Source organism: Polaribacter reichenbachii, from assembly GCF_001975665.1.
GTDB lineage: Bacteria > Bacteroidota > Bacteroidia > Flavobacteriales > Flavobacteriaceae > Polaribacter > Polaribacter reichenbachii.
In genome coordinates this window covers 816,965-840,195 of the sequence record NZ_CP019419.1, presented here as the reverse complement: position 1 = coordinate 840,195, position 23,231 = coordinate 816,965, and the positions used below count along the sequence as shown (strand labels likewise).

Below are 23,231 nucleotides of genomic sequence, written 5' to 3'. Positions count from 1 at the left end.
AGAATCAAAAATAAAAAAGAGGGTAAAAACGTTGTAAACAAAAGTTTTTATCCTCTTTTTTTATTAATTTAGTTTTATGAAAAAAATAGTGTTCCTTGCCCTTTTTATTGTAGGTTTTATAAATGCCCAAGAAAAAATTCCATTTATAGATTACGATGAAATTAAACTTCAAATAGAAGAAAGTAATAAAGAAAACAATCATCAAAAAACGGTTGATCTAATTAATAAAATTAATAAGAACGATTCTATTTATTATCCGCTTTTAACATCAAAATCTTATTATTTATTACAACTAAATAAATATGACGAAGTAATTGAAGTTGCAAATGAAGGTATAAAAGCAGATCATAACACATCAAAATTGTTTTTTTATACCAATAAAGGTGTAGCGCTTACTAATTTAAAAAAGTATGATGAAGCTTTAGAAACCTATGCACAAGGAATTAAAATTTATCCTAAAAACTATTTATTATGGTTTAATAAAGGAGTTGTTTTAGAAACACAAGGTAAAATTAACGAGGCTTTAGAAGCTTATAAAGAAGCTATAATTTTAAACCCTTTATTTAAAAAAACGCATTTACAAATTGGTAATATATTTTACAAACAACATAGAATAACGCAAGCTTTAATGGCATATAATCTATACATTCTTTTAGAGCCAGATGCAGAAGGTAACTTTTCTATATTACAAAATTTAAACAATACAGTAGTTGCTAAAAATGTGAATGTAAAAAACGAAAATTTGCAACTTACAGATGCAGATGATGCTTTCGAAGATATAGACTTAATTTTAAACAGCAAAGTTGCTATAAATCCCGATTACGAAACAGGTAACCCAATAAACATTTCCTTAACCAAACAGAATCACGCAATGATTCAGCAGTTAAAAGATTTTAAAGGGAATGGAGGTTTTTGGGAACAAAAATATGTGCCTTTTTACAACTGGATTTTAAATGAAAATCACTTTAACGATTTTACTTACACCATTTCTTACTCAATAGAAAACGAAGAGTTTAAAGAAATTGTAGAGAAAAAATCTCAAGATATTCTCGATTTTTTTAAACTTTTTAAAAATAAATGGATAGAAATTATAGCGAAAAATACTTTAACTATAAATGGAGAAAAGCAAGAAGTTTTTTATGAATACGGCGATGGATCGGTAAATGCATTAGGTAAAAGATTAAACAATAAACCTGTTGGTGAGTGGACATTCTATGATGGTTATGGGCAATTATCTACGACTGGTTTTTATGATGATAATGGTAATAAAACTGGTAAATGGACTTGGTATAATCATTTAGGAGAACTGAAAGAAACTGCCATTTATAAAGATGATGCTTTAGAAGGGCAAAATACGATGTATTATGATAATGGTAAAATACACATAGATGCCAATTTTAAAAATAATGATTTAACAGATAAATATGAGTTTTATAATAGTAGTGGAGCTTTAATTCAAAAAAAATATTTTAAAGATGGGTTGTTAGATGGTATGTATCAATCTTATTTTAATGTTGGCGAAGATTTACTAGAGTTTAAAATACCTTACGAAAAAGACTTGATAGAAGGCGAAGCTTTAGAGTATTATGCTGATGGTACTTTGTATGCAAAATCAGATTATATAAATGGTGTTTTAAGTGGTAAAAGAACAGTTTATCATTACAATCAAAAGGTTTCTTCTGAGGCAGATTATGTAAATGGAGCTTTAAATGGTAGTTATAAATCGTATCATTCTAATGGGCAAATTTTTGAAGATGGGCAAAGTGAAAAAGGTGCTTATTCTGGTGCTTGGACAACATATTACGCAAATGGTAACGTACAAAGTGAGTTCGATTATAAAAAAGGAAAACTACATAATGTTTACGTTTTTTATGATACTGATGGTAAATTGTTTTACGATTATTTATACAATAGAGGAGAAATTATTGCCTATACATATTACAATAAAGACGGTTCAGTATTAAGTAAAGGAATTAAAAAAGATGATCAATTTAATTTCGAAGGATTCTCGCCAAATGGAAATGTTGTTTCTAGAGGTTTATATGATATTGAAGGTGGAAAACTTGGTGAATGGAAATTTTATTCTAATAATGGCGTTTTAAATGCAAAAGGAACTTATGATGAAGATGTAACTGTTGGCGATTATTTTACCTATTATAAAAACGGAAATTTAGAAAGTATTACGCCTTATAATTACGATGTTTTACATGGCTATTATGCAGCGTATTATAAAAACAAACAGTTAAATGTACAAGGTTGGTATAAGAAAGGTAATCAACATGGTGAGTGGAGATATTATTACAAAGATGGTACAATTCAATCTATCAATTTTTATAATAGATCTCAATTTCATGGAGAGCAAAAGTATTATGATCCTAAAGGAAAGTTAAATAGTATTTTACGCTATGAATATGGTAAATTAATTGATGAAGAGTATTTTGATGAAGAAGGTACATCAACCCAAAAATTAATATTCACATCAGAAAATAAAGAAAATGTTTTAACTAATTTCTATACAAATGGTAAACCACAAACTACCATTTCTTATATCAACGAAGTAAAACATGGTAGTTATACTGGTTATTATTTTAACGGAAACCTAAAAGTAAAAGGTAATTATGTAAATGGCGAGCAAAACGGACTTTGGACTTGGTTTTACGAAACAGGAGAAGTAGAAAGTAAAACCACTTATTTAAATGGAAAAATAAATGGTAAATCGCAAAACTTTTATAAAAATGGTCAGTTAGAATCTGATTACACCTTTGATAACGGAAATGAAGTTGGCACAACAATTCATTATTACAAAGACGGAGTTATAGAAACATCAACAGAATATGAGTTGAACGAATTAAATGGTAGAAAAGAGTTTTACGATCCTGCAGGTAAATTGCAATTAATAAGATTTTACAATTATGGCACATTAATTGGATACAGTTACAAAGATAAAGCTGGTACAGAGTTACCAATGATTCCATTAAAAAATGAAACTGGTAAAATCAGTGCTTTTTACAGCAATGGTAAACCTTCTAAAATAATGGAATACAAAAATGGAGATTTAGTAAATACTTATAAATCTTATTTTTTTAATGGTAAAATAGAAGACGAACTTACCTATAAGTATGATGATATGGAAGGCATCAGAAAAGAATATTTTATGAATGGTAAGTTAAAAGAAACTATTGTGTATAAGAATGGAGACAGAAATGGAAAATACACACTTTATTACGAAAACGGATCAAAAAAAGAAGAAAGCACTTACGTTAATAACATTCAACATGGTACTAGTTTGTATTATAACGAGTCAGGGAAATTAATAATGAAAAAGAAATACGTTAATGGTACAGTACAAAATGTCGAAAATTTATAAGCTACAATTCATTCTTTTTTTATTTGCTGTAAGTACAATTACTGCTCAATTTTCAGAAGAATTTAATACTTATAGTAAATTATATCCAGAAAATTCTAGAGTAAGATTATTAAAAGAAACTGTAATATCAATTACTCAAGAAAATGATGAATTAATAATTCTAGAACAAAACAAAGAAGAAGATTTATACTTAAATGAGTCTGCAACTTACAATTCTAAAAGCAGTGTAAGTTCGTCTTTCTTTTTTGAGCTTAACGAGATTAATGCATTTTCTTATACTTTCGAAAACGGAAAATACGTAGAATCTAAAGTTGATAAATTCACAGAAAAAGATGAATTGAACGATTCTTTTTACGACGATTCTAAAACCTTAAGCTTTATTTATCCGAAGTTAAAAAAAGGATCAAAATCAGTTTTAGAATATTCTCAGAATATAAAAAACCCGCGTTTTTTAAGTCCTTTTTTCTTTGGAGATTATTTTCCAATCATTAAAACTAAAGTTACTATTATTGCTGATAAAGGCATTGAATTAAGTTTTAAGGAGTTTAATACATCAAAAGTAAATATAGCGTTTACCAAAGAAGAAAAACGTAAAAAAACCATTTATACTTGGGTTTTAGAAAATCAAGATGAATTTGAATATGAGCCAAATACACCAAGTTATACTACTATTTTGCCACATATTGTGCCAATAATTAATTCTTATAAAGTAAAAAAAGAAACTAAAAAATTATTGGGCGAAGTTTCTGATTTGTACAATTGGTATTATTCTTTGGTAGAAAATGTAAACAAAGAAGCTCCAGATCCTGCTTTAGTAAATATTGTAAATACAATTACTAAGGATAAAAAAACGGACTTAGAAAAAGTAAAAGCCATTTATTATTGGGCGCAAAAAAACATAAAATATATTGCTTTCGAATATGCTTTAGGAGGATTTATTCCAAGAGAATCGAATGAGGTTTTTAGAAAAAAATATGGCGATTGTAAAGACAATTCTAGCATCCTTTTTAAAATGTTAGAAATTGCTGGTATAAAAGGAAATTTAACTTGGATTGGTACAAGAAGTATACCTTACACCTACCAAGAAGTGCCAACTCCAGTAGTAGATAATCATATGATTTTGTCTTACGAAGAAAACGGAAAAACTTATTATTTAGATGCTACAGGTAGATATATAAAGTTTGGTTTGCCATCATCATTTATACAAGGTAAAGAAGCGTTGGTTTCTTTTGGTAATGAATTTAAAGTTAAAACAGTGCCTGTGGTAGATGCTAAAGAAAATGCAATTATAGACAGCACAACTATTTATATTAAAGATAATGTTTTAGTGGGTAATTCAATTACGCATATTACTGGTTATCCTAAAATTAATTATTTTAATTCATTAGAAAATATCAACTCAGAATCTAAATTAAAAGGTTTTTATAATGCCAGATTTATTAAAGGTAATAACAAGTTTTTAATCAATAATTTAGAAGAAATCAATAAGTATGATTATGATGAAGATTTTATCATCAATTACGATTTTGAAATTAAAAATTACTTTAAAAAATTAGGAGACGAAATTTACATCAACCTAAATTTAAACAAAGATATTTCTGATTTAAAAGCCGATAAAAAAAGAGAATATGCTATTGAATATGATTTTAAAAGGTATCAAAGTTATGTTACTCAATTTAATATCCCAGAAGGTTATATAGTAGATTATATCCCAGAAAATGTAAGTTTTTCTGATGATTTAATTACCTGCACTATTTCTTATGAGTTAAAAGAAAACGTGGTTTTTTACAAACAAGATATCGAATTAAATTTTTTGGTTTTAACCAAAGAACAACAAACGGAATTGAATAAACTGATTAAAAAAATAGAGAAACAATACAAAGAAATTATAGTTTTAAAGAAACAATAAAGCACTATGAAAAAATACATATTTACCCTAATTTTATTCGTTACAACCTTAGTTAATTTTGCGCAAACTATCCCTTTTTATAAAAGTTATGATTGGGAAGAAAACCCTGCACATAATGTAGATAAAAGTAGTAATGAGAATTTAATTGCACTTAAAGAAAAAATAGTAACAGAGTTTCATTTCGAAGAGCAAGCTTTAGTAGAGTATTTTTTAGAGCATAAAATATTATGGTTAAATTCTGATGATGCTATTGAGGAGTTTAATAAAATTTATTTACCATTTTCTTCGGATTCAGAATTGCAAATAAACAAAGCCAGAGTTATAGATACAGATGGTAAAATTATTAACTTAGATGAATCTAAAATACTTACTGCACAAGATGAAGAAACAGGCAGACAATACAAGTATTTTGCTTTTGAAGGAATTACAAAAGGTAGTTTTATTGAGTATTTATATGTGGTTAAAAAAGACCCAGCTTATATGGGTAAAAAGCTTAATATTCAAGATGATTATCCTAAAAATAAAATTGAGTTCGATTTACTTTCGCCATCTAATTTAACCTTTGCTTTTAAGAGTTTTAACGGTTTACCAGAAGTAAAACAAGATACTTTAAATAAGGATAAATTTCACTATAAATTATACCTAAAAGATCTTAAAAAATTAGATAATGAATACCTTTCTGCTTACAATGCAGCCAAAGGTTATGTAGTTTATAAGATTGATAAAAATATTGCGAATAATACTTCAGATATTGTTTCATACAGCAAAGTTTCACAGAATTTATACTCTTTTTATTACCCAGAATATGAGAATAAAACAACTGGTTTAATCAGTAAATTTATCGAAGAATTAGAAATTCCAGAAAATACTGATGAAGAAACCATCATTAGAAGACTAGAATCTTATATAAAAAGCAACGTATATTCTTCTGAAGCTTATAGTGATGAATTACAAGATTTAGATTTGGTTTTAACCAAAAAAGTGGCTAATGAAACAGGTACATTAAAATTGTATATTTCGTTATTGAGAACTTTTAATATTAAGCACGAATTGGTTTTAACAAGTAGCAGAGATCAAATTAAGTTTGATAAAACTTTTGAAGCCAATAATTTTTTAACCGATTTTTTAATCTATTTTCCAAAGCATAAAAAATATTTAGAACCATCAGCTCAAGAAAAAAGATATGGTTTTCCAACACCTTTTTTAATGGATAATTATGGTTTGTTTATTAAAGAAGTTAAAATTGGTGATTATAAATCTGCAGTTGGTAAAGTTAAATATATTGAGCCAGTACAAGCAAGTGAAACAGAAGATACAATGGTTGTAGACATTGCTTTTAATCCAGATGATTTAACAGAAAACATCATTCATTTTGATAGATCTTTAGGGGGTTATTATGCAGGTAACATTCAACCCTTTATGCATTTTATTATTGGTGATGATAGAGACGAATTGGTAGATAATATTATAGAAAGTATTACATCAGAATTAACAATAGAAAAAAGAGAAATTGTAAACGGAGAATCAGAATTGTTTGGTGTTAAGCCTTTGCAATTTATTGTTGATTTTACATCAGAAGCATTTGTAGAAAAAGCGGGTAGAAAGTACTTATTTAAGTTGGGTGATATCATTGGTCCACAAATGCAAATGTATCAAGAGAAAGAGAGAGTATTGCCTTTAGAACAAGAGTTTCATAGAAGTTATTACAGAACTATAAATATTAAAATTCCTGATGGTTATAAAATCACCAATTTAGATGATATTAATATTGATAATTCTTACTCAGAAGATGGTGAAGAATTATTTTCTTTTAAATCTTTTTACGAATTAAATGGTGATGTTTTAAAAATTACTGCGGATGAACATTATAGAGAAAACATCATAAAAGTAGCTTTATATGAAGAGTATAGAACTGTAATAAATTCTGCTGCAGATTTTAATAAAATAGTATTATTATTAGAGCCTAAATAGTTAAAGTGGAATAGTTTTTGTTTCAATTGATGAAATCAAAACAAACTTTATGGTTAAAAAATTACTGTTCTTTGCGCTATTATATGTAGGGCAATCTTTTGCACAAGATAATTTAAACAGGCCTTTTTTTACAGGGTCATTAAATTTTTCATTAGGTTTAAATGAAAATTATGTTTTATTTGAACCTGATGACGATGAATATTTAATAGATTTTACTGGTTTTTTTTTTAGAACAGGTTTTGGTTACGAATTTCAAAGAAAGTTTGCTGTGAGTATAAATGCGGGTTACGATTATCATAGTAGATATTCTGTAAGTGCAATACCAACTTATTGTAGTTTAAAATACAACATTACAGAAAGAGAAGATGATGCTTTTTTTGTAGAAATGAGTTATGGTAAAATGTGGAGGCCATCTAGCAGATATCCAGATGGTAATTATTATGGCTTTGGTATAGGTTCTCAGTTTTCTGGTGAAAATAGATGGAATCTAATTTTAAAACTAGATTTTCACAGAAAAGGAATCTTTGGTTTTGAAAATAATAGAATAGATAGCCTTTCTTTTGGTTTAGGTTTTTCTTTTTTTTAAAATACAAAAAAACCTCGCAAATTGCGAGGTTTTTGATATTATAATAGGAATAAGAATATGCTTATCCTAAAGTTACTCTTTTAAAAGTAGATACTTCAACATCACCATAAGTAGATACATATTGAGCAACGTTTTTCTTTTCATCTTTAATAAAAGATTGATCTAAAAGACATTGTTCCATATCTAAAGTAGTGTTATCTGCAATAAATCTTTCCATTTTTCCTGGTAAAATTCTATCCCAGATTTTTTCTGGTTTACCTTCAGCAGCTAATTGTGCTTTAGCATCAGCTTCAGCTTGTGCTAAAACTTCTTCGGTTAACTGAGACATAGAAATAAATTGAGGTACATTTTTTAATGTTTTACCTAATCTACCTAATTCAATATTATCTTTTTCAATAACTGCAATTCTAGCTTCTGTTTCAGCAGCTACAAAAGCAGGATCAAAATCTTTGTAAGATAAAGTTGTAGCTCCCATAGAAGCAACTTGCATAGCAACATCTTTTGCTAAAACATCAGCATTATCTACAACCGCAGATAAACCAACTAAAGCAGCAATTTTACCAATGTGAGTGTAAGCACCAACATAAGCAGCTTTTACTTTTTCAAAAGCAGTAATGTCTAACTTTTCACCAATTACACCAGTTTGTTCAACTAATTTATCAGCAACTGTCATACCACCAAAATCTGCAGCTAAGAAATCTTCTTTGCTATCATAATTTAAAGCGATATCAGCAAATTGACCACCTAAGGCAACAAATTTTTCGTTTTTACCAACAAAGTCAGTTTCACAAGCTAAAACAATAGCAACACCTTCTGTTTTTGCTTCGTTAATTCTTGTTACTGCAACACCTTCTGTAGATTCTCTATCAGCTCTTTTTGCAGCAATTTTCTGACCTTTTTTACGTAAAACATCAATTGCTTGATCAAAATCACCACCAGCTTCAACTAATGCCTTTTTACAGTCCATCATTCCAGCCCCAGTAGCTTCTCTTAATTTTTTAACATCAGCAGCACTTACTTTTACTGTTTCCATGTTATTTTTATTTTTAAAGTTAGAATTATTTTGTTTCTTCTGTACTTGTTTCAGCAACTTCTGCTTTAGCTTCTTCTTTTACAGGAGCAGCTTTAGCTTCTTTTACTTTTTCTTTATCTGCTTTTCTATCAGATAAACCTTCAGCAACTGCATCAGTTACAAAAGATAAAACTTTATCTATAGATTTAGAAGCATCATCATTTGCTGGTATAACAAAATCTACCTCTCTTGGGTCAGAGTTTGTATCTACCATTGCAAAAATAGGAATGTTTAATTTTTGAGCTTCAGCAACAGCAATGTGCTCTTTTTTAATGTCGATTACAAATAATGCACCTGGTAAACGAGTCATATCAGAAATAGAACCTAAATTCTTTTCTAATTTTTCTCTTTGACGATTAATTTGTAATTTTTCTCTTTTAGATAATGCATCAAAAGAACCATCAGTCTTCATTCTATCAATCTGAGCCATTTTTTTAACAGCTTTTCTAATAGTAACAAAGTTAGTTAACATACCACCTGGCCATCTTTCTGTGATGTAAGGCATGTTTACAGCTTTTGCTTTTTCAGCAACGATGTCTTTTGCTTGTTTTTTTGTAGCTACAAATAAAATTTTACGTCCAGAGTTTGCAATCTTTTTTAAAGCTTCTGAAGTTTCTTCTATTTTAGCTGCAGTTTTATACAAATCAATGATGTGTACACCATTTCTTTCTGTATAAATATAAGGAGCCATATTTGGATTCCACTTTCTTGTTAAGTGACCAAAGTGTACTCCACTTTCTAATAATTCTTGAATGTTTACGTTTGCCATTTTTAAAATGTGTTTACTTTCTGTTTCTTAAATCAATAAATAAGTAGTCTTTCGAGTCTTAATTATTTAGATACTAAACTGTTTAATATTAAATTTTGTAATAATAACAGTTCTCTGAGAAAATATATTGCAGAATAAATTCTGTAAAATATTAACGTTTCGAGAATTGGAATTTTTTACGTGCTTTCTTCTGACCGAATTTCTTACGTTCAACCATTCTTGGATCTCTTGTTAATAAACCTTCTGGTTTTAAGATAGCTCTGTGCTCTTCGTTAATAGAAACTAAAGCTCTAGTAATTGCTAAACGAATTGCTTCTGCTTGTCCTGTAACTCCACCACCATAAACGTTAACTTTAATGTCGTAAGACTCTAAGTTTTCTGTTAACATTAAAGGTTGTTGTACTTTATATTGTAAAGTACCAGTTGTAAAGTAACTCTTGTAATCTTTTTTGTTTACAGTAATGTTACCTTTACCTTCTGAAAGATAAATACGAGCAACAGCTGTTTTTCTTCTACCGATTTTGTGTACTATATCCATTATTTGTAATCGTTAAGGTTAATAGCTTTAGGTTCTTGACCTGCGTGTTTGTGCTCACCACCTGCATATACATACAAGTTTCTGTATAAAGCGCTACCTAAAGTGTTTTTTGGTAACATACCTTTTACTGCTTTTTCGATTAATCTTGTAGGATCTTTCTCAAACATTTCTGTTGCAGTTAACGATCTCTGTCCTCCTGGGTAACCTGTGTGACGAATGTAAGATTTGTCTCTCCACTTGTTTCCAGTTAAATTGATTTTTTCTGCGTTGATAATAACCACGTTATCTCCACAATCTACGTGAGGAGTATAGTTTGGCTTGTATTTACCTCTAATTAGCTTTGCTACTTTAGAAGCTAGACGACCCAACGTTTGCCCGTCTGCATCAACTAAAACCCACTCCTTGTTTACGGTAGCTGCGTTTGCTGATACTGTTTTGTAACTTAATGTGTTCATAATTACACTTTTAGTCTTTGTGCTATGTTAATAATATTTATTTTCCTTAAAAAAGGAGTGCAAATGTACTTCTTTTTATTGGTTTGACAAATAGTGAGTTAGAATAATTTAGTTGCCTTACAGTAAATTAAAAATAGTGTAAGTAAATTTTTAAATTATTATTAAATCTTAACTAGAACAATCTTTAAAATATAAATAATCGTATTAATGAGCATAATTAATATTTATGTTGTATTAGTAAATAATAATTCTGTTTTTGTATTTTTTTTTTTAAATTCTCAATTACTTAGTTAATTTATTAACAAAAATTTAAGAAAACAGAAAGTTACTTTTGTTGCTAAATTAAATCAATTACATTTTAGTGAATGATTTTGTAGACCAATCAGCTTAATGAAACAAAATTACCTTATAATTTTTTTAGTATTATTCTTTGTTTTATCATTAAAAACAAGATCGCAAGAAACTTCTCAGAATAAAATTCCTAAAAGAATTTACACTACCAAACCTTTACTAAAAGTACCTGTAATTGATGGTGATGTATCTGATGATGCTTGGAATGTTGTAGAATGGTCTTCAGATTTTACCCAAAAAGAACCAGATGAGGGGAAACCGCCTACACATCAAACATTATTTAAAGTGATGTATGATAAGAAGTATTTATATGTTGCGATTAGAGCTTTAGATGCTGAGCCAGATTTAACACAAAGAAGATTGAGTAGAAGAGATGGCTTTCAAGGAGATAGGGTAAATGTAATTATAGATAGTTATCATGATAAAAGAACTGCATTCGTTTTTACAACAACTGCAGCAGGTGTAAAAGGAGAGGAGTTTGCTTCTCAAAATGGAGATAATTGGGATGATAGCTGGAACCCAATTTGGTATACAAATGCAAAAATAGATGGTAAAGGCTGGACAGCCGAAATGAAAATTCCTTTTAGTCAGTTAAGGTTTGGAAAAGCAGAAGAACAGATTTGGGGTTTTAATGTAAATAGAACTATTTTTAGATTGCAAGAAAGATCGCTTTGGCAAAGAATACCTAATGATCAGGCAGGCTTTATAAGTGAAGCAGGAGAATTACATGGATTAAAAAATCTAGTTTCTCAAAAGCAATTAGAAATTCAGCCATTTACCGTTTTGAAATATGACAAATATCCTGAAGAAGTAGGTAATCCTTATAGAACAGGTAAAGACTTTAAATTTAATGCAGGCCTAGATGCTAAAATAGGAATTACAAATGATTTAACTTTAGACTTAACTGTTAATCCAGATTTTGGACAAGTAGAAGCAGACCCTGGAGCTATTGCTTTAGATGGTTTCCAAATTTTCTTTGAAGAACAGCGCCCATTTTTTGTAGAGAATAGTAATATTTTCGATTACGAATTTGCAAACGGAAGTGATAACTTATTTTACAGCAGAAGAATCGGTAGAAACCCTCATAGGTCTGCAAATCTATTAACAGGAGAATATGCAAACGAACCTCAGAATTCTAGAATTTTAGGAGCTGCAAAATTTTCTGGAAAAACAAGAGAGGGTTGGTCTATTGGTGTTTTAGAAAGTGTTACTGGTAATGAATTTGCAGAGATAAAACAAACAGATGGAAACACTAGAGAAGAAATTGTAGAGCCTTTAACCAACTATTTTGTAACACGTGTTCAAAAAGATTTTAATGATAGAAATTCGTTTATTGGCGGAATTTTTACTGCCACAAACAGGCATTTAAATAATAGTTTTAATGAACTGCATAAAGCTGCATATACTGGTGGGATTGATTTTCAGCACAACTGGAAAAACAGAGAATATTTTTTAGATGGAAATGTAATTTTTAGTCGCGTTTTAGGAAGTAAAGAAGCAATTACAGCAACACAACAAACTTTACGTCATAATTTTCAAAGAACAGATGCAAGTCACGTTGCTGTAGATTTTAATAAAACCTCTTTGTCTGGTTCTGGAGGACGAATTGAAATGGGGAAAAATGGAGGTGGAAATTGGAGGTATAATGGAGGTGTAATCTGGCGTTCTCCAGAATTAGAACTCAATGATGTTGGTTTTTTAAGAAGAACAGACGAAATTATTCAGTTTGGTAATTTAAGTCATTTATGGCAAGTACCTACAGAAACTTACAGAAATATAAGAGCAAGATTTGAGCAAAGTACTTATTATGATTTTGCAGGAAATTTAAACAGAGTACGTTTTGAATTAAATGGTGAAGTTAGTTGGATAAACAATTGGTGGACAGAAGCTGGTTATGGAATTAGTACAAATTATTTTGACAATTTTTACTTAAGAGGAGGCCCTCGTTTTAAAAGACCCAATACTGGGTTTTGGTACCTTTTCTTTGGCTCAAATCAAAGTAAATTATTTAGTTTTACTTTAGGATATTCTAATAGACATACTTCAGAAAATGTGGTGAGTAGAGATCGTTTTGTTATTCGAACAAATTACCAAGCTACAGATGCATTAAGTATGTCTTTAAATATAGAATATGCCAATTTGTACGATAAAACCCAGTATGTTTCAGAAACGAATTTTAACAATAATCCAAGATATATTTTAGGTAAAATTCAGAATCAAACCTTAAGTACAACATTACGCATTAACTATAGTTTTACTCCAGATATTTCTTTACAGTTTTATGGGCAACCTTTTATATCAAAAGGAACATTTTCAGATTTAAATCAGGTTATTAATCCTTTAGGATCGAGTATAAACGATAGAATTGCTGTGTTTGATAATAATCAAATTACCTTTAATAATGATGTGTATTTGATTGATGAAAACAGAGATGGAGCAACAGATTATTCTTTTGATAATCCTAATTTTTCGTTTGTACAATTGCAAACCAATTTAGTAGCAAGATGGGAATACATATCAGGCTCAGAACTTTTTTTAGTATGGTCTAGAGGTTCTACAGGTAATGCTGCAATTTCTGAAGACTTGGTAGATGCTGTTTCAGAACAAGTATTTCATGCACCAGCAAACGACACTTTTTTAGTTAAATTTACCTATCGATTTAGAAGGTAAGGTAAAATGATGTTTTAAAAATTATTTTAATAGTTTAATATCAGAAGCTAAAAACTTATCATCTTTTAAGTAACCTTTAACTTCTCCAAATCTAATTACTTCGCAAAAACCGGTTTGTTTGTCATGGGCATCACCAAAATCATCAATTCCAAAACCATCAACAAAGTAAGCTTTGTTATTAAAACGAACTGCTAAATCGCAGCCATCTCCTACTAAATTGAACTGACATTGCCCACAAGAAATCTCTGCGGTTTGTTTTATTTCTTTTTTATTATCACAAGCAAATGCAATCATAAAAATTGAAAGTAGAAATATTTTTTTAATCATCTAAAGTTCTTTTTATTAATTATTTAGTAATTCAAAAAAAAACACTCGAATTGAAAAACAATTTTATTTGGTTTTTGTAAATTCGAGTGCTTTTAATTTGTTGTTGTAAAGTTGAAGTTATATTTAGTTGGGTAGTTTGTAAAAACTATTTACCTCCCCAAGAATCTCTTAATCCAACAGTTTTATTAAAAACTAATTTTTCTGATGTAGAATCATCATCTACATTAAAATAGCCTAAACGTTGAAATTGGAAACGTTCTCCTTTTTCTGCAGTTTGTAAACTTGGTTCTAAATAGGCTTCAATAACTTCTAAAGAATTCGGATTGATAAATTCCATGTAATCTTTATCTTTATGAGAATCAGGTGCTTCATCTAAAAACAAACGATCATAAGCTCTAACTTCTGCTTTTATAGCGTGTTTTACAGAAACCCAATGTAAAGTACCTTTTACTTTTCGTTTGCTTTCTTCTGTACCACTTCCAGATTTTGTTAACGGATCGTAAGTACATTGAATTTCAATTACATTTCCATTTTCATCTTTTGTGCAACTATTGGCAGTAATAAAATAGGCGTTTTTTAATCGGACTTCTTTTCCTAATTTTAATCGGAAAAACTTTTTATTTGCTTCTTCTCTAAAATCTTCTTTTTCGATGTAAATTTCTCTAGAAAACGGAACTTTTCTACTTCCAAAACCATCTTCATAATCATTATAGTTGGCATCTAAAAGTTCTTCTTCTCCTTCAGGATAATTGGTAATTACCACTTTAACAGGATCTAAAACAGCCATAACTCTAGGAGCTGTTTTATTTAAATCTTCACGAATTTTAAATTCTAAAAGCGCTACATCTATCACATTTTCTCGTTTAGAAACCCCAACAGTTTCTACAAAACTTCTAATAGCAGCAGGTGTATAACCACGTCTTCTTAAACCAGAAATGGTTGGCATTCTTGGATCATCCCAACCAGAAACAATATTTTCTTCTACCAATTTAAGTAACTTACGTTTACTCATTATGGTATAACTTAAGTTTAAACGAGAAAACTCACGTTGTTTAGGTGGTAGTGGAAAATTAGACTTACTAAATTCGTAAATATTATCTCTAAACCAATTGTATAATTTTCTATGCGGTTTAAACTCTAAAGAACATAAAGAATGAGAAATTTGTTCAATATAATCGCTTTCACCATGTGTCCAATCATACATTGGGTAAATACACCAATCATTACCTGTTCTATGATGTGATTTATACATAATTCTGTACATCAGCGGGTCACGCATCAGCATATTATCATCTGCCATATCAATTTTGGCACGTAAAGTATGTTCACCTTCCTTAAACTTACCCTCTTTCATCCCTTGAAACAATGCCAAGTTTTCTTCTACAGATCTATTTCTAAAAGGACTATTAGTTCCAACTTCTGTTGGTGTACCTTTTTGAATTCGCATTTCTTCTGATGTTTGCGAATCTACATAGGCTTTACCATCTTTTATTAACAGAATTGCCCAGTCATACAATTGCTGAAAATAATCTGAAGAATAACATTCGTTTGCCCAATTGTAGCCTAACCAAGAAATATCTTCTTTAATAGCATCTACGTATTCCTGCTCTTCTTTTGCTGGGTTTGTATCGTCGAAACGTAAGTTAACTGGCGCATTGTATTTTTCACCTAACCCAAAACTAATACCTATTGCTTTAGTGTGCCCAATGTGTAAATATCCATTAGGTTCTGGTGGAAAACGAAAACGTAAATCTTCTTTTGGCATTCCATTAGCCAAATCTTCCTCTATAATATGCTCTAAAAAATTGAGCGATTTATTTTCTTCAGACATCTATTTTTCTAAATAAATTAAGCAACAAAATTAAGCAAAATATTGTATTGCAATTAACTATCTTGTAACAAAAATAGTGTTTGAACCTCTAATATATAAATACCAAATATTATGAGCGATAAAATAAGAAATTACACCTGCCCAAAATGCAATTCTAAAACCTATAAATTAGGACAAATGCGAGCAACGGGCGGAACTTTATCTAAAATTTTTGATATTCAGAATCAGAAATTTACCAGCGTAACTTGCGAAAGATGTACTTACACCGAATTTTATAAAACCAAAACAAGTGCAATTAGCAACGTTTTTGATTTTTTCACAAGCTAGAGCATTTAAGTTTTGTGTTTTTTTATCGTAATTTTGTTTTTCTATAATTAGGATAAAATATGCACACGTTTACATTTAATCATATTGCTATTTCTGTAAAAAATGTTGATGAGTCTATCGCATTTTATCAAAAAGTCTTTAACTTTAAAGAAATAGAAAATACTGCTTCTAACTCTAAAACACGTTGGTTGGCATTAGATAATGGAAAACAGTTACACTTAATTCCAAGACCTAATTTAGAAGTTAAAACTAATAAAGCAGTACATTTTGCTTTGGCGACACCAAATATAGAATCGTTTGTAAATCATTTAATCGATTTAAAAATTGATTATTCTGATTGGACAGGTACGCCAAATAAAGATTATGTGCGTAAAGATGGCATTCAACAATTTTATTTTCAAGATCCAGATGGTTATTGGATAGAAATTAATAATGATGTAAAGTAGAGGTTATGAAAAAGGATAATAAAAAACCAGATTTAGTTGTTTTTAATGAAGAAACTCAGCAATATGATGCAGCGCTAAAACCTTATGGAACATCTGCAAGTTCGCCAGTAATTCAACCTTTACATACTGCAAGTTGGAAAAATGACGGAATTCAAAGGGTAAATAAACAATTCAAATCTAAGTTTGATGAAGTTAAGGCGCAATATGAAGAGTTGATGCAGAAATTTCATTACAATGATTTAGTATACAATGCAAAATTTAGTTTCGAGCCAATTTTTGGAGAGCATTATCATTTATATAACAATAAAAAAAATGAACCATTTTTATCAATCATAGCTCCAGAACAATGTAGTTTTGAGTATTTAGGCTCCTTTAGATTAAATACAGATAAAATGTGGGAAAAAATAGAATCAGCTTCTAATCAAGAAGAATAAAATAATAAATGGGAATAATTCAAGTAAATAATATAAAACTTTATGCTTTTCACGGCTGTTTAGAAGAAGAAGCAAAAATTGGTTCTTGGTATAGAGTGGATGTTGATGTAAAAGCAGATTTAAAAAAATCTGCAAAGACAGATAATTTAGCAGATACAGTAGATTATGTGCATTTAAATCATATTGTAAAAGAAGAAATGGCAATTCGTTCTAAATTATTAGAAGAAGTTGCACAACGTATTTTAGATCGTTTTTTTAGAGAAATACAAATGATTAAAAAAGCGAAAGTAGCTGTTGCAAAAATAAATCCGCCAATTGGTGGTAATGTAGAAGAGGTTGTTATCATTTTAACGAAAAAAAGATAATATTTTCATGAATCTAAATCAAGTTACTATTCCTTCTTTAAATGTTGATAAAGCTATTAATTTTTATCAAAAATTAGGATTAGAGTTAGTTGTAGATGCTTTGCCTAATTATGCAAGATTTGTTTGCCCTGATGGTAACTCAACGTTTTCTATTCATAAAGTAGAAAAGTTGCCAAAAGGAGAAGGTGTTTATGTATATTTTGAATGTGAAGATTTAGATAACAAAGTAAAAGAGTTAAAACAAAAAGGAATACATTTTGATGAAATGCCTTCTGATAAAAGTTGGTTGTGGAGAGAAGCAAGGTTAAAAGATGTAGACGGTAATCAATTAATTCTCTTTTTTGGTGGCAAAAACAGAATAAATCCACCTTGGAGAATCAAAAAGTAAAAAATACTTGCAGTAAACGTATTTTTACGTAAATTTGCAATCCTAAATACAAAAGGTGTCTTGGCCGAGCGGCTAGGCAATGGTTTGCAAAACCATGTACAGCGGTTCGAATCCGCTAGACACCTCAATTTTTTAAAAATTAAACCCTATCTTTTTATGAGTTAGGGTTTTTTTGTTTTTGCTACTTCTTTGCTTATATTGTTTAGAATCAGGATGTGTTGCAATTGAATTTTTACCTGTTGGTTGTGTTCAGTAAGATGCGTTACTTCTTCCCCAGAAAAGTATATACGCTCCAGCCTATGATTTTTCCTTAAAAGGTCGGACTTAAATTGGTTATATAGTATACAAAAGCGGTTTATAATAAATTATATAGCTAAATATAATATTTACCGAAAAGTTTATGTGATATTATAGATGTACTAGAATAATAAAGTTTGGCGTGTACTAATTGTGTAAAAAAATGTTTGGAAGTTTTTATTTCCAGCGAATTGAACAATAGTTTTTCATTACTATACAGAAATTGTAGTTTCATTTAGCTGTTAATTTGATATTAATATTTTAAAGCCATTTAAAATATTAGTTATATGAAATTTTATTTTATATTTGTGTAATCGATTACAATAAATTCGATTTTATGAACAATTACAAAACAGGATGCAGTTCTAGTCTAAAAGACATAAAAGAATACAGTACAACTAATTAAGAGAAGAATTTTTGATTAACGATTTGTTTAAAAAAGACCAATTATTTTGTATGTATTCTCATTAAGATAGGTATAAGGTTACTGAGTGGGCAAAATACAATATTCAAATAAATGATATTAGATTAGGATATTTTGCAACATTTCAAACAGTACCAATAAGAGAAGGAGTCATTCTTTTTATGATTTTATAGTTAGTAGAACACCAGTAGCAAGATGAATAGATCCAGAAGGTTTAGTTGGAGCAGCAGTGTTTTATCATCAAAATTAAGTGATTTTGTAAATGGACAAATAATAATGATATCAATTTTAATAGTATACAATTATAATGAAAAAATTAAATAGAAAAACTGTAGGATTAGAGGAAAAGCTTCCTGTTAAAATTATACAATTTGGAGAAGGAAACTTCTTAAGAGCCTTTATAGGTTATGCATTTCAAGAATTAAATAAAAAAGCAAATTTTAATGCTGGTATTGCAGTTGTACAACCAATTGATAGAGGTTTAGTAAAAATGCTAAACGATCAAGATGGGCTGTACACTTTGTTTATGAAAGGTGTTAAAAAGGGCAAAGAAATTCAAGAAATTGAATTGATAGATAATATTGTAAAAGGCATAGATCCTTATGCTAATTTTAAGGATTATTTAAGTTTAGCAAAAGAAGATACTTTAGAGTTTATAATTTCAAACACTACTGAAGCAGGAATTGCATACGTAAGCTCTGACACTTATGAAATGCAACCACCAAGTTCATTTCCAGCAAAATTAACAGTGCTTTTACACGAACGTTTTAAGCATTTTAAAGGTGATAAAAATAAAGGATTAACGATTATTCCTTGTGAATTGATTAATCATAACTCAGAAACATTAAAAGAAATTATTTTAAAGTATGTTTCAGATTGGAATTTAGGTGATGAATTTAAAACTTGGTTATTAGAAAGCAATTCATTTCATAGTACTTTGGTTGATAGAATTGTACCAGGTTATCCAAGAGCAGAAATAGATGCATACAATGCACAATTAGATTATTCAGATAACTTAATTGTTGCAGCAGAAGCCTTTTTATTATGGGTTATTGAAGGTGGAGACGATTTAAAAGCAAAATTACCTTTTGATAAAACAAGTTTAGATGTTAAGATTGTTGATGATATGCAACCATTTAGAACAAGAAAAGTTCGTATTTTAAATGGTGCACATACAGCAATGGTTCCTTTTTCTATCCTTTATGGCAACACAACAGTAAAAGAATCTGTAGATAACGATTTTACAGGGCCATTTATTCAGAAAGCCGTTTTTGAAGAAATTTCTGATACTTTAAATATGGATAAAGACGAGTTAAATAGTTTTTCTGATGAGATTTTCGATCGTTTTAGAAATCCATTTATTATTCATAATTTATCGAGTATTGCCTTAAATACAGTATCAAAATTTAAAGTAAGAGTTTTACCAAGTTTATTAGAATATGTAAATATTCATAAAAAATTACCAACAAACTTAACTTTTGCTTTTGCATCCTTAATTCGTTTTTATAAAGGAACCTTTAATGGACAAGATTTACCAATAAATGATAGCGAAGAAATTGTTACAAATTTTGCAAAAATATGGGAATCGAATGATTACAATCAAATTGCAAATACCGTTTTAAGTAATGATGAATATTGGGGCGAAGATTTAACTAAAGTTGAAAATTTATCCAATGCAATTGCATTTGCGTTAGCAGAAATAGATTCTAACGGAATAAAAAGTGGTTTCGAAAATTTTAGCAAAAAGTATTAATTATACTATATAACTAATAAATAATTATTAGGATGCAAAAAAAAATAATAAAAGTAAATTCATCAGACAATGTAGCTGTAGCTTTAGTAAACCTAAAAGCTGGAGAAGTTATTTCTTTTGAAGGAGAAGATATTAATGTATTATCAGATACAAAATCTAAACATAAAATTGCATTAGAAAAATTTGAGTCTGGTGCAAGAATTATTATGTACGGTGTTCTTGTAGGAACAGCAAATGGGATTATTGAAAAAGGTGATGTTTTAACAACTGAAAATGTAAAACACCAAAGTGATAAAGTTTTTGGAAAAACAGAAAAGTTTAGTTGGACTGCCCCTAACGTAGATAAATGGAAAGATAGAACCTTTATGGGCTATCATAGAGAAGATGGTCAAGTAGGAACAGAAAATGTATGGCTATTTTTCCCATTAGTTTTTTGTGAAAACAGAAACATAGAAACCTTAAAAGAAATCTTCGAGAAAGAACTTTTAAGACAAAAACCAACTGCACAACAATTATTATTGCGTTCTCTTATAAACGACGAAGAAACTTCAGCAGTAGAAGCAGAAGCATCAACAAATGTTTTTGAGAATATAGATGTGAAATTTATTACACATCCAGGAGGTTGTGGCGGAATTAGACAAGACTCTGAAAGTTTAGCAAAATTATTGGCAGGTTATGTAAATAACCCAAATGTTGCAGGCGCAACAGTTTTGAGTTTAGGTTGTCAGAATTTACAAATCAATATTTTTAAAGAGGCATTAGAAGCTATCAATCCTAATTTAAACAAACCCGTTTTAATATTCGAACAACAACAAATGGGTACAGTTGATGAAATGCTAACCGCAATTGTAAAAGATTCATTTAAAGCAATTAAAGAGGCAGATAATACCGAACGTAAACCTGCACCTTTATCAAAATTAAGAGTTGGTTTAGAATGTGGAGGGTCTGATGGCTTTTCTGGTATTTCTGCAAATCCAACTTTAGGAGCTGTTTCAGATTTATTAGTAGCTTTAAAAGGAACTGCAATTTTAGCAGAGTTTCCAGAATTATGTGGTGTAGAGCAAGAATTGGTAAACAGATGCGTAAATGAAAAAGATGGTGATAAGTTTTTAGCATTAATGCAAGCTTTTGAAAAATCCGTTATAGATGCTGGTTCTGGTTTTGATATGAATCCATCTCCAGGAAATATAAAAGATGGCTTAATTACAGATGCAATGAAATCTGCTGGTGCAGCTAAAAAAGGAGGTACATCACCAGTAGAAAGTGTTTTAGATTATGGAGAATATATTTCTAAAGCAGGTTTAAATTTACTTTGTACACCAGGTAATGATGTAGAAAGTACCACTGGTTTAGTTGGTTCTGGAGCAAATGTTGTTTTGTTTACTACAGGTTTAGGTACACCAACAGGTAACCCTATAGCACCAATAATAAAAGTTTCTTCTAATACAGAATTAGCCTTAAAAATGCCAGATATTATTGATTTTGAAACAGGCGCTGTTATTCGTGGTGAAAAAACCATTGAAAAAATGGCAGAAGAATTGCTCGATTTTATTATTGAAATTGCAAGCGGAAACATACAATCTAAAGCTAAAATTTTAAATCAAAACGACTTCATTCCTTGGAGAAGGGGTGTTTCATTATAAATTATTCTAACAAAAATAATTAAAAAGAAAACCCAAGATATTTAATGTATGTTGGGTTTTATTTTAAATAAATTTATTTTCTAATTTCATAGATGATTTTCTAACAATAAGTTCAGGACTCAATATTACTTCTTTTTTAGATTTAACTTTTTTACTATTTGTTATTTCTTCTAAAAAAACTTGGGCCGCAATTCTACCCATCTCTACAGGTGATTGATCTACGGTTGTTATAGAAAGTTCCATAAACTTTGTAAATGGCTCATTACTAAACCCAACAACAGCAATGTTTTCAGGAATTTTAAGCCCCTGAGATTTAATTTCTTCTATAGCACCTAGAGCAGTAAAATCACTAGATGAAAATATACCATCAGCAGGATTCTCTAAAGCTAAAAGCTCTTTAGTAATTCTTTTTCCTTCACTTATTTTACTCTCAATTTCTATCACTAAATTTTCATCAAATTCAAGACCATTATCAATTATAGCTTGTTTGTATCCTAAATACCTGTTTTTATAAATTAAAAATAACCTATCGTTTGATAAATGCGCTATTCGTTTACATCCTTGATTAATAAGATGTTGAGTAGATTCGTAGGCTCCTCTAAAATCATCTATGGTTACAGTGCTAACATCTTGAATATCTCTTTTTCTATCAAAAAATATAAGCGGAATACTTTTTTTGAGTAAATTTTTAAAACCCTCTTTCTCTTCTATTTTAGCATTAGAAATAGACATTAATATTCCATCTACTTGTGCATTTAATAAAGAGTTAATATTTCGTATTTCTAAATCTTCTTTATTATGAGTCTGACAAATGATTACATGATACCCTTTTGGATATAGTTCTTCTTCTATACCTCTAATTACAGATGCAAAAAAATTATTATCAATTCGTGGAACGATTACACCAACATTATGACTCTTTCCACTTTTAAGTGCTTGTGCAAGTTTATTTTGCTCATATCCCATTTCTGCTGCTGTTTTTATAACTAGCTCTCTTGTAGGTTTACTTATTTTAGGATTGTTATTTAAAGCTCTAGATACAGTTGCTGCAGTAATATTAAGTCTTTCGGCTATATCATAAATCGTTGGTTTTTTTGGCATCTATTTCTCTTTATTTTAATTTTTTCAAATATATAATTTATTAAACAATTGTTATAAGTTAAACTTATTTAAGAGCTTAGTAAAGAGATTGTGTTTTTTTATAGAATTTAACTTTATGTATAATATTTTAATTGAATAGCTTTTTTCAAGTATAAAATAGAATTAAATACAACACAAGTAATTTTAGTTTCTGGCACTATAATAATT

At 29.3% G+C, this 23,231-nt stretch carries 19 protein-coding genes and 1 tRNA gene; 13 read left to right on the top strand and 7 right to left on the bottom strand.

Annotated elements, in window-relative coordinates; genetic code table 11:
- The first annotated feature begins 76 nt into the window (after nt 1-76).
- From BW723_RS03575 to BW723_RS03560, 4 genes are read left to right on the top strand one after another with little or no spacing between them, the layout of a single operon-like run.
- The gene (locus BW723_RS03575) at nt 77-3,367 is read left to right on the top strand and encodes a toxin-antitoxin system YwqK family antitoxin (protein ID WP_068362179.1); all 3,291 of its coding nucleotides are present in this window, start codon (nt 77-79) and stop codon (nt 3,365-3,367) included.
- Nucleotides 3,351-5,276, top strand: coding sequence for a DUF3857 domain-containing protein (locus BW723_RS03570; protein WP_226789215.1), 1,926 nt, complete (start codon nt 3,351-3,353; stop codon nt 5,274-5,276). Before BW723_RS03575 ends, BW723_RS03570 begins: the two co-directional genes overlap by 17 nt.
- 6 nt (nt 5,277-5,282) lie before the next feature.
- On the top strand, nt 5,283-7,247 hold the full coding sequence (locus BW723_RS03565) for a DUF3857 domain-containing protein (RefSeq protein WP_068362185.1): 1,965 nt from the start codon (nt 5,283-5,285) through the stop codon (nt 7,245-7,247).
- Nucleotides 7,248-7,296: 49 nt separating this feature from the next.
- Nucleotides 7,297-7,833: a hypothetical protein gene (locus tag BW723_RS03560; RefSeq protein ID WP_068362188.1), complete on the top strand. Its 537-nt coding sequence runs from the start codon at nt 7,297-7,299 to the stop codon at nt 7,831-7,833.
- Nucleotides 7,834-7,894: 61 nt separating this feature from the next.
- On the opposite strand, the gene tsf is transcribed toward BW723_RS03560, so the two are convergent.
- From tsf to rplM, 4 genes are all read right to left on the bottom strand, one after another.
- Nucleotides 7,895-8,866, bottom strand: coding sequence for a translation elongation factor Ts (gene tsf, locus BW723_RS03555; protein ID WP_068363565.1), 972 nt, complete (start codon nt 8,864-8,866; stop codon nt 7,895-7,897).
- A gap of 25 nt (nt 8,867-8,891) precedes the next feature.
- A complete protein-coding gene (gene rpsB, locus BW723_RS03550; protein ID WP_068362191.1) occupies nt 8,892-9,674 on the bottom strand; it encodes a 30S ribosomal protein S2 in 783 nt (260 codons plus the stop codon).
- Nucleotides 9,675-9,825: 151 nt separating this feature from the next.
- On the bottom strand, nt 9,826-10,212 hold the full coding sequence (rpsI, locus tag BW723_RS03545; RefSeq protein ID WP_068362193.1) for a 30S ribosomal protein S9: 387 nt from the start codon (nt 10,210-10,212) through the stop codon (nt 9,826-9,828).
- Nucleotides 10,212-10,667, bottom strand: a complete 456-nt coding sequence (rplM, locus tag BW723_RS03540; protein WP_068362196.1) for a 50S ribosomal protein L13 — start codon at nt 10,665-10,667, stop codon at nt 10,212-10,214. The genes rpsI and rplM overlap by 1 nt, the downstream gene beginning before the upstream one ends.
- Before the next feature lie 390 nt (nt 10,668-11,057).
- Between rplM and BW723_RS03535 the strand changes: the two genes are divergently transcribed.
- Nucleotides 11,058-13,688 (top strand): DUF5916 domain-containing protein, encoded by a 2,631-nt coding sequence (locus BW723_RS03535; RefSeq protein ID WP_068362199.1) that lies wholly within the window; start codon nt 11,058-11,060, stop codon nt 13,686-13,688.
- 21 nt (nt 13,689-13,709) lie between these two features.
- On the opposite strand, the gene BW723_RS03530 is transcribed toward BW723_RS03535, so the two are convergent.
- Entirely contained in the window at nt 13,710-14,015 is a 306-nt protein-coding gene (locus BW723_RS03530; protein ID WP_262904283.1) for a DUF6370 family protein, read from the bottom strand.
- Nucleotides 14,016-14,160: 145 nt separating this feature from the next.
- Nucleotides 14,161-15,846, bottom strand: a complete 1,686-nt coding sequence (locus BW723_RS03525; protein WP_068362202.1) for a glutamine--tRNA ligase/YqeY domain fusion protein — start codon at nt 15,844-15,846, stop codon at nt 14,161-14,163.
- Nucleotides 15,847-15,957: 111 nt separating this feature from the next.
- On the opposite strand from BW723_RS03525, the gene BW723_RS03520 reads away from it, so the two are divergent.
- From BW723_RS03520 to BW723_RS03485, 8 genes are all read left to right on the top strand, one after another.
- A complete protein-coding gene (locus BW723_RS03520; protein ID WP_068362205.1) occupies nt 15,958-16,173 on the top strand; it encodes a zinc ribbon domain-containing protein in 216 nt (71 codons plus the stop codon).
- Nucleotides 16,174-16,232: 59 nt separating this feature from the next.
- Entirely contained in the window at nt 16,233-16,619 is a 387-nt protein-coding gene (locus tag BW723_RS03515; protein WP_068362208.1) for a VOC family protein, read from the top strand.
- A gap of 5 nt (nt 16,620-16,624) precedes the next feature.
- Nucleotides 16,625-17,053, top strand: coding sequence for a DUF2452 domain-containing protein (locus tag BW723_RS03510; RefSeq protein WP_068362211.1), 429 nt, complete (start codon nt 16,625-16,627; stop codon nt 17,051-17,053).
- 8 nt (nt 17,054-17,061) lie between these two features.
- Complete coding sequence (gene folB, locus BW723_RS03505) at nt 17,062-17,418, top strand: dihydroneopterin aldolase (RefSeq protein ID WP_068362214.1); 357 nt, start codon at nt 17,062-17,064, stop codon at nt 17,416-17,418.
- Nucleotides 17,419-17,425: 7 nt separating this feature from the next.
- Nucleotides 17,426-17,806 carry a VOC family protein gene (locus BW723_RS03500; RefSeq protein WP_068362218.1) on the top strand — a complete coding sequence of 127 codons (381 nt, stop codon included), beginning with the start codon at nt 17,426-17,428 and terminating at the stop codon, nt 17,804-17,806.
- Between the two features lie 54 nt (nt 17,807-17,860).
- Nucleotides 17,861-17,931: transfer RNA gene (locus BW723_RS03495), tRNA-Cys, on the top strand.
- 903 nt (nt 17,932-18,834) lie between these two features.
- A complete protein-coding gene (locus BW723_RS03490) occupies nt 18,835-20,280 on the top strand; it encodes a tagaturonate reductase (RefSeq protein ID WP_068362226.1) in 1,446 nt (481 codons plus the stop codon).
- Between the two features lie 32 nt (nt 20,281-20,312).
- Complete coding sequence (locus BW723_RS03485) at nt 20,313-21,923, top strand: UxaA family hydrolase (protein WP_068362229.1); 1,611 nt, start codon at nt 20,313-20,315, stop codon at nt 21,921-21,923.
- Nucleotides 21,924-21,986: 63 nt separating this feature from the next.
- Here BW723_RS03485 and BW723_RS03480 read toward each other — a convergent pair whose 3' ends face one another.
- Nucleotides 21,987-23,024 (bottom strand): LacI family DNA-binding transcriptional regulator, encoded by a 1,038-nt coding sequence (locus BW723_RS03480; protein ID WP_068362231.1) that lies wholly within the window; start codon nt 23,022-23,024, stop codon nt 21,987-21,989.
- Nucleotides 23,025-23,231 lie beyond the last annotated feature (207 nt).

Bases quoted from the DNA above. Each gene is read 5' to 3' on its own strand.
- BW723_RS03570 (WP_226789215.1), top strand. From the start codon at position 3,351: ATGTCGAAAATTTATAAGCTACAATTCATTCTTTTTTTATTTGCTGTA.
- BW723_RS03525 (WP_068362202.1), bottom strand. From the start codon at position 15,846: ATGTCTGAAGAAAATAAATCGCTCAATTTTTTAGAGCATATTATAGAG.
- rplM (WP_068362196.1), bottom strand. From the start codon at position 10,667: ATGAACACATTAAGTTACAAAACAGTATCAGCAAACGCAGCTACCGTA.
- BW723_RS03530 (WP_262904283.1), bottom strand. From the start codon at position 14,015: ATGATTAAAAAAATATTTCTACTTTCAATTTTTATGATTGCATTTGCT.
- rpsB (WP_068362191.1), bottom strand. From the start codon at position 9,674: ATGGCAAACGTAAACATTCAAGAATTATTAGAAAGTGGAGTACACTTT.
- BW723_RS03490 (WP_068362226.1), top strand. From the start codon at position 18,835: ATGAAAAAATTAAATAGAAAAACTGTAGGATTAGAGGAAAAGCTTCCT.
- BW723_RS03560 (WP_068362188.1), top strand. From the start codon at position 7,297: ATGGTTAAAAAATTACTGTTCTTTGCGCTATTATATGTAGGGCAATCT.
- BW723_RS03510 (WP_068362211.1), top strand. From the start codon at position 16,625: ATGAAAAAGGATAATAAAAAACCAGATTTAGTTGTTTTTAATGAAGAA.
- BW723_RS03515 (WP_068362208.1), top strand. From the start codon at position 16,233: ATGCACACGTTTACATTTAATCATATTGCTATTTCTGTAAAAAATGTT.
- tsf (WP_068363565.1), bottom strand. From the start codon at position 8,866: ATGGAAACAGTAAAAGTAAGTGCTGCTGATGTTAAAAAATTAAGAGAA.
- folB (WP_068362214.1), top strand. From the start codon at position 17,062: ATGGGAATAATTCAAGTAAATAATATAAAACTTTATGCTTTTCACGGC.
- BW723_RS03565 (WP_068362185.1), top strand. From the start codon at position 5,283: ATGAAAAAATACATATTTACCCTAATTTTATTCGTTACAACCTTAGTT.
- BW723_RS03485 (WP_068362229.1), top strand. From the start codon at position 20,313: ATGCAAAAAAAAATAATAAAAGTAAATTCATCAGACAATGTAGCTGTA.
- BW723_RS03575 (WP_068362179.1), top strand. From the start codon at position 77: ATGAAAAAAATAGTGTTCCTTGCCCTTTTTATTGTAGGTTTTATAAAT.
- BW723_RS03500 (WP_068362218.1), top strand. From the start codon at position 17,426: ATGAATCTAAATCAAGTTACTATTCCTTCTTTAAATGTTGATAAAGCT.
- BW723_RS03480 (WP_068362231.1), bottom strand. From the start codon at position 23,024: ATGCCAAAAAAACCAACGATTTATGATATAGCCGAAAGACTTAATATT.
- BW723_RS03535 (WP_068362199.1), top strand. From the start codon at position 11,058: ATGAAACAAAATTACCTTATAATTTTTTTAGTATTATTCTTTGTTTTA.
- BW723_RS03520 (WP_068362205.1), top strand. From the start codon at position 15,958: ATGAGCGATAAAATAAGAAATTACACCTGCCCAAAATGCAATTCTAAA.
- rpsI (WP_068362193.1), bottom strand. From the start codon at position 10,212: ATGGATATAGTACACAAAATCGGTAGAAGAAAAACAGCTGTTGCTCGT.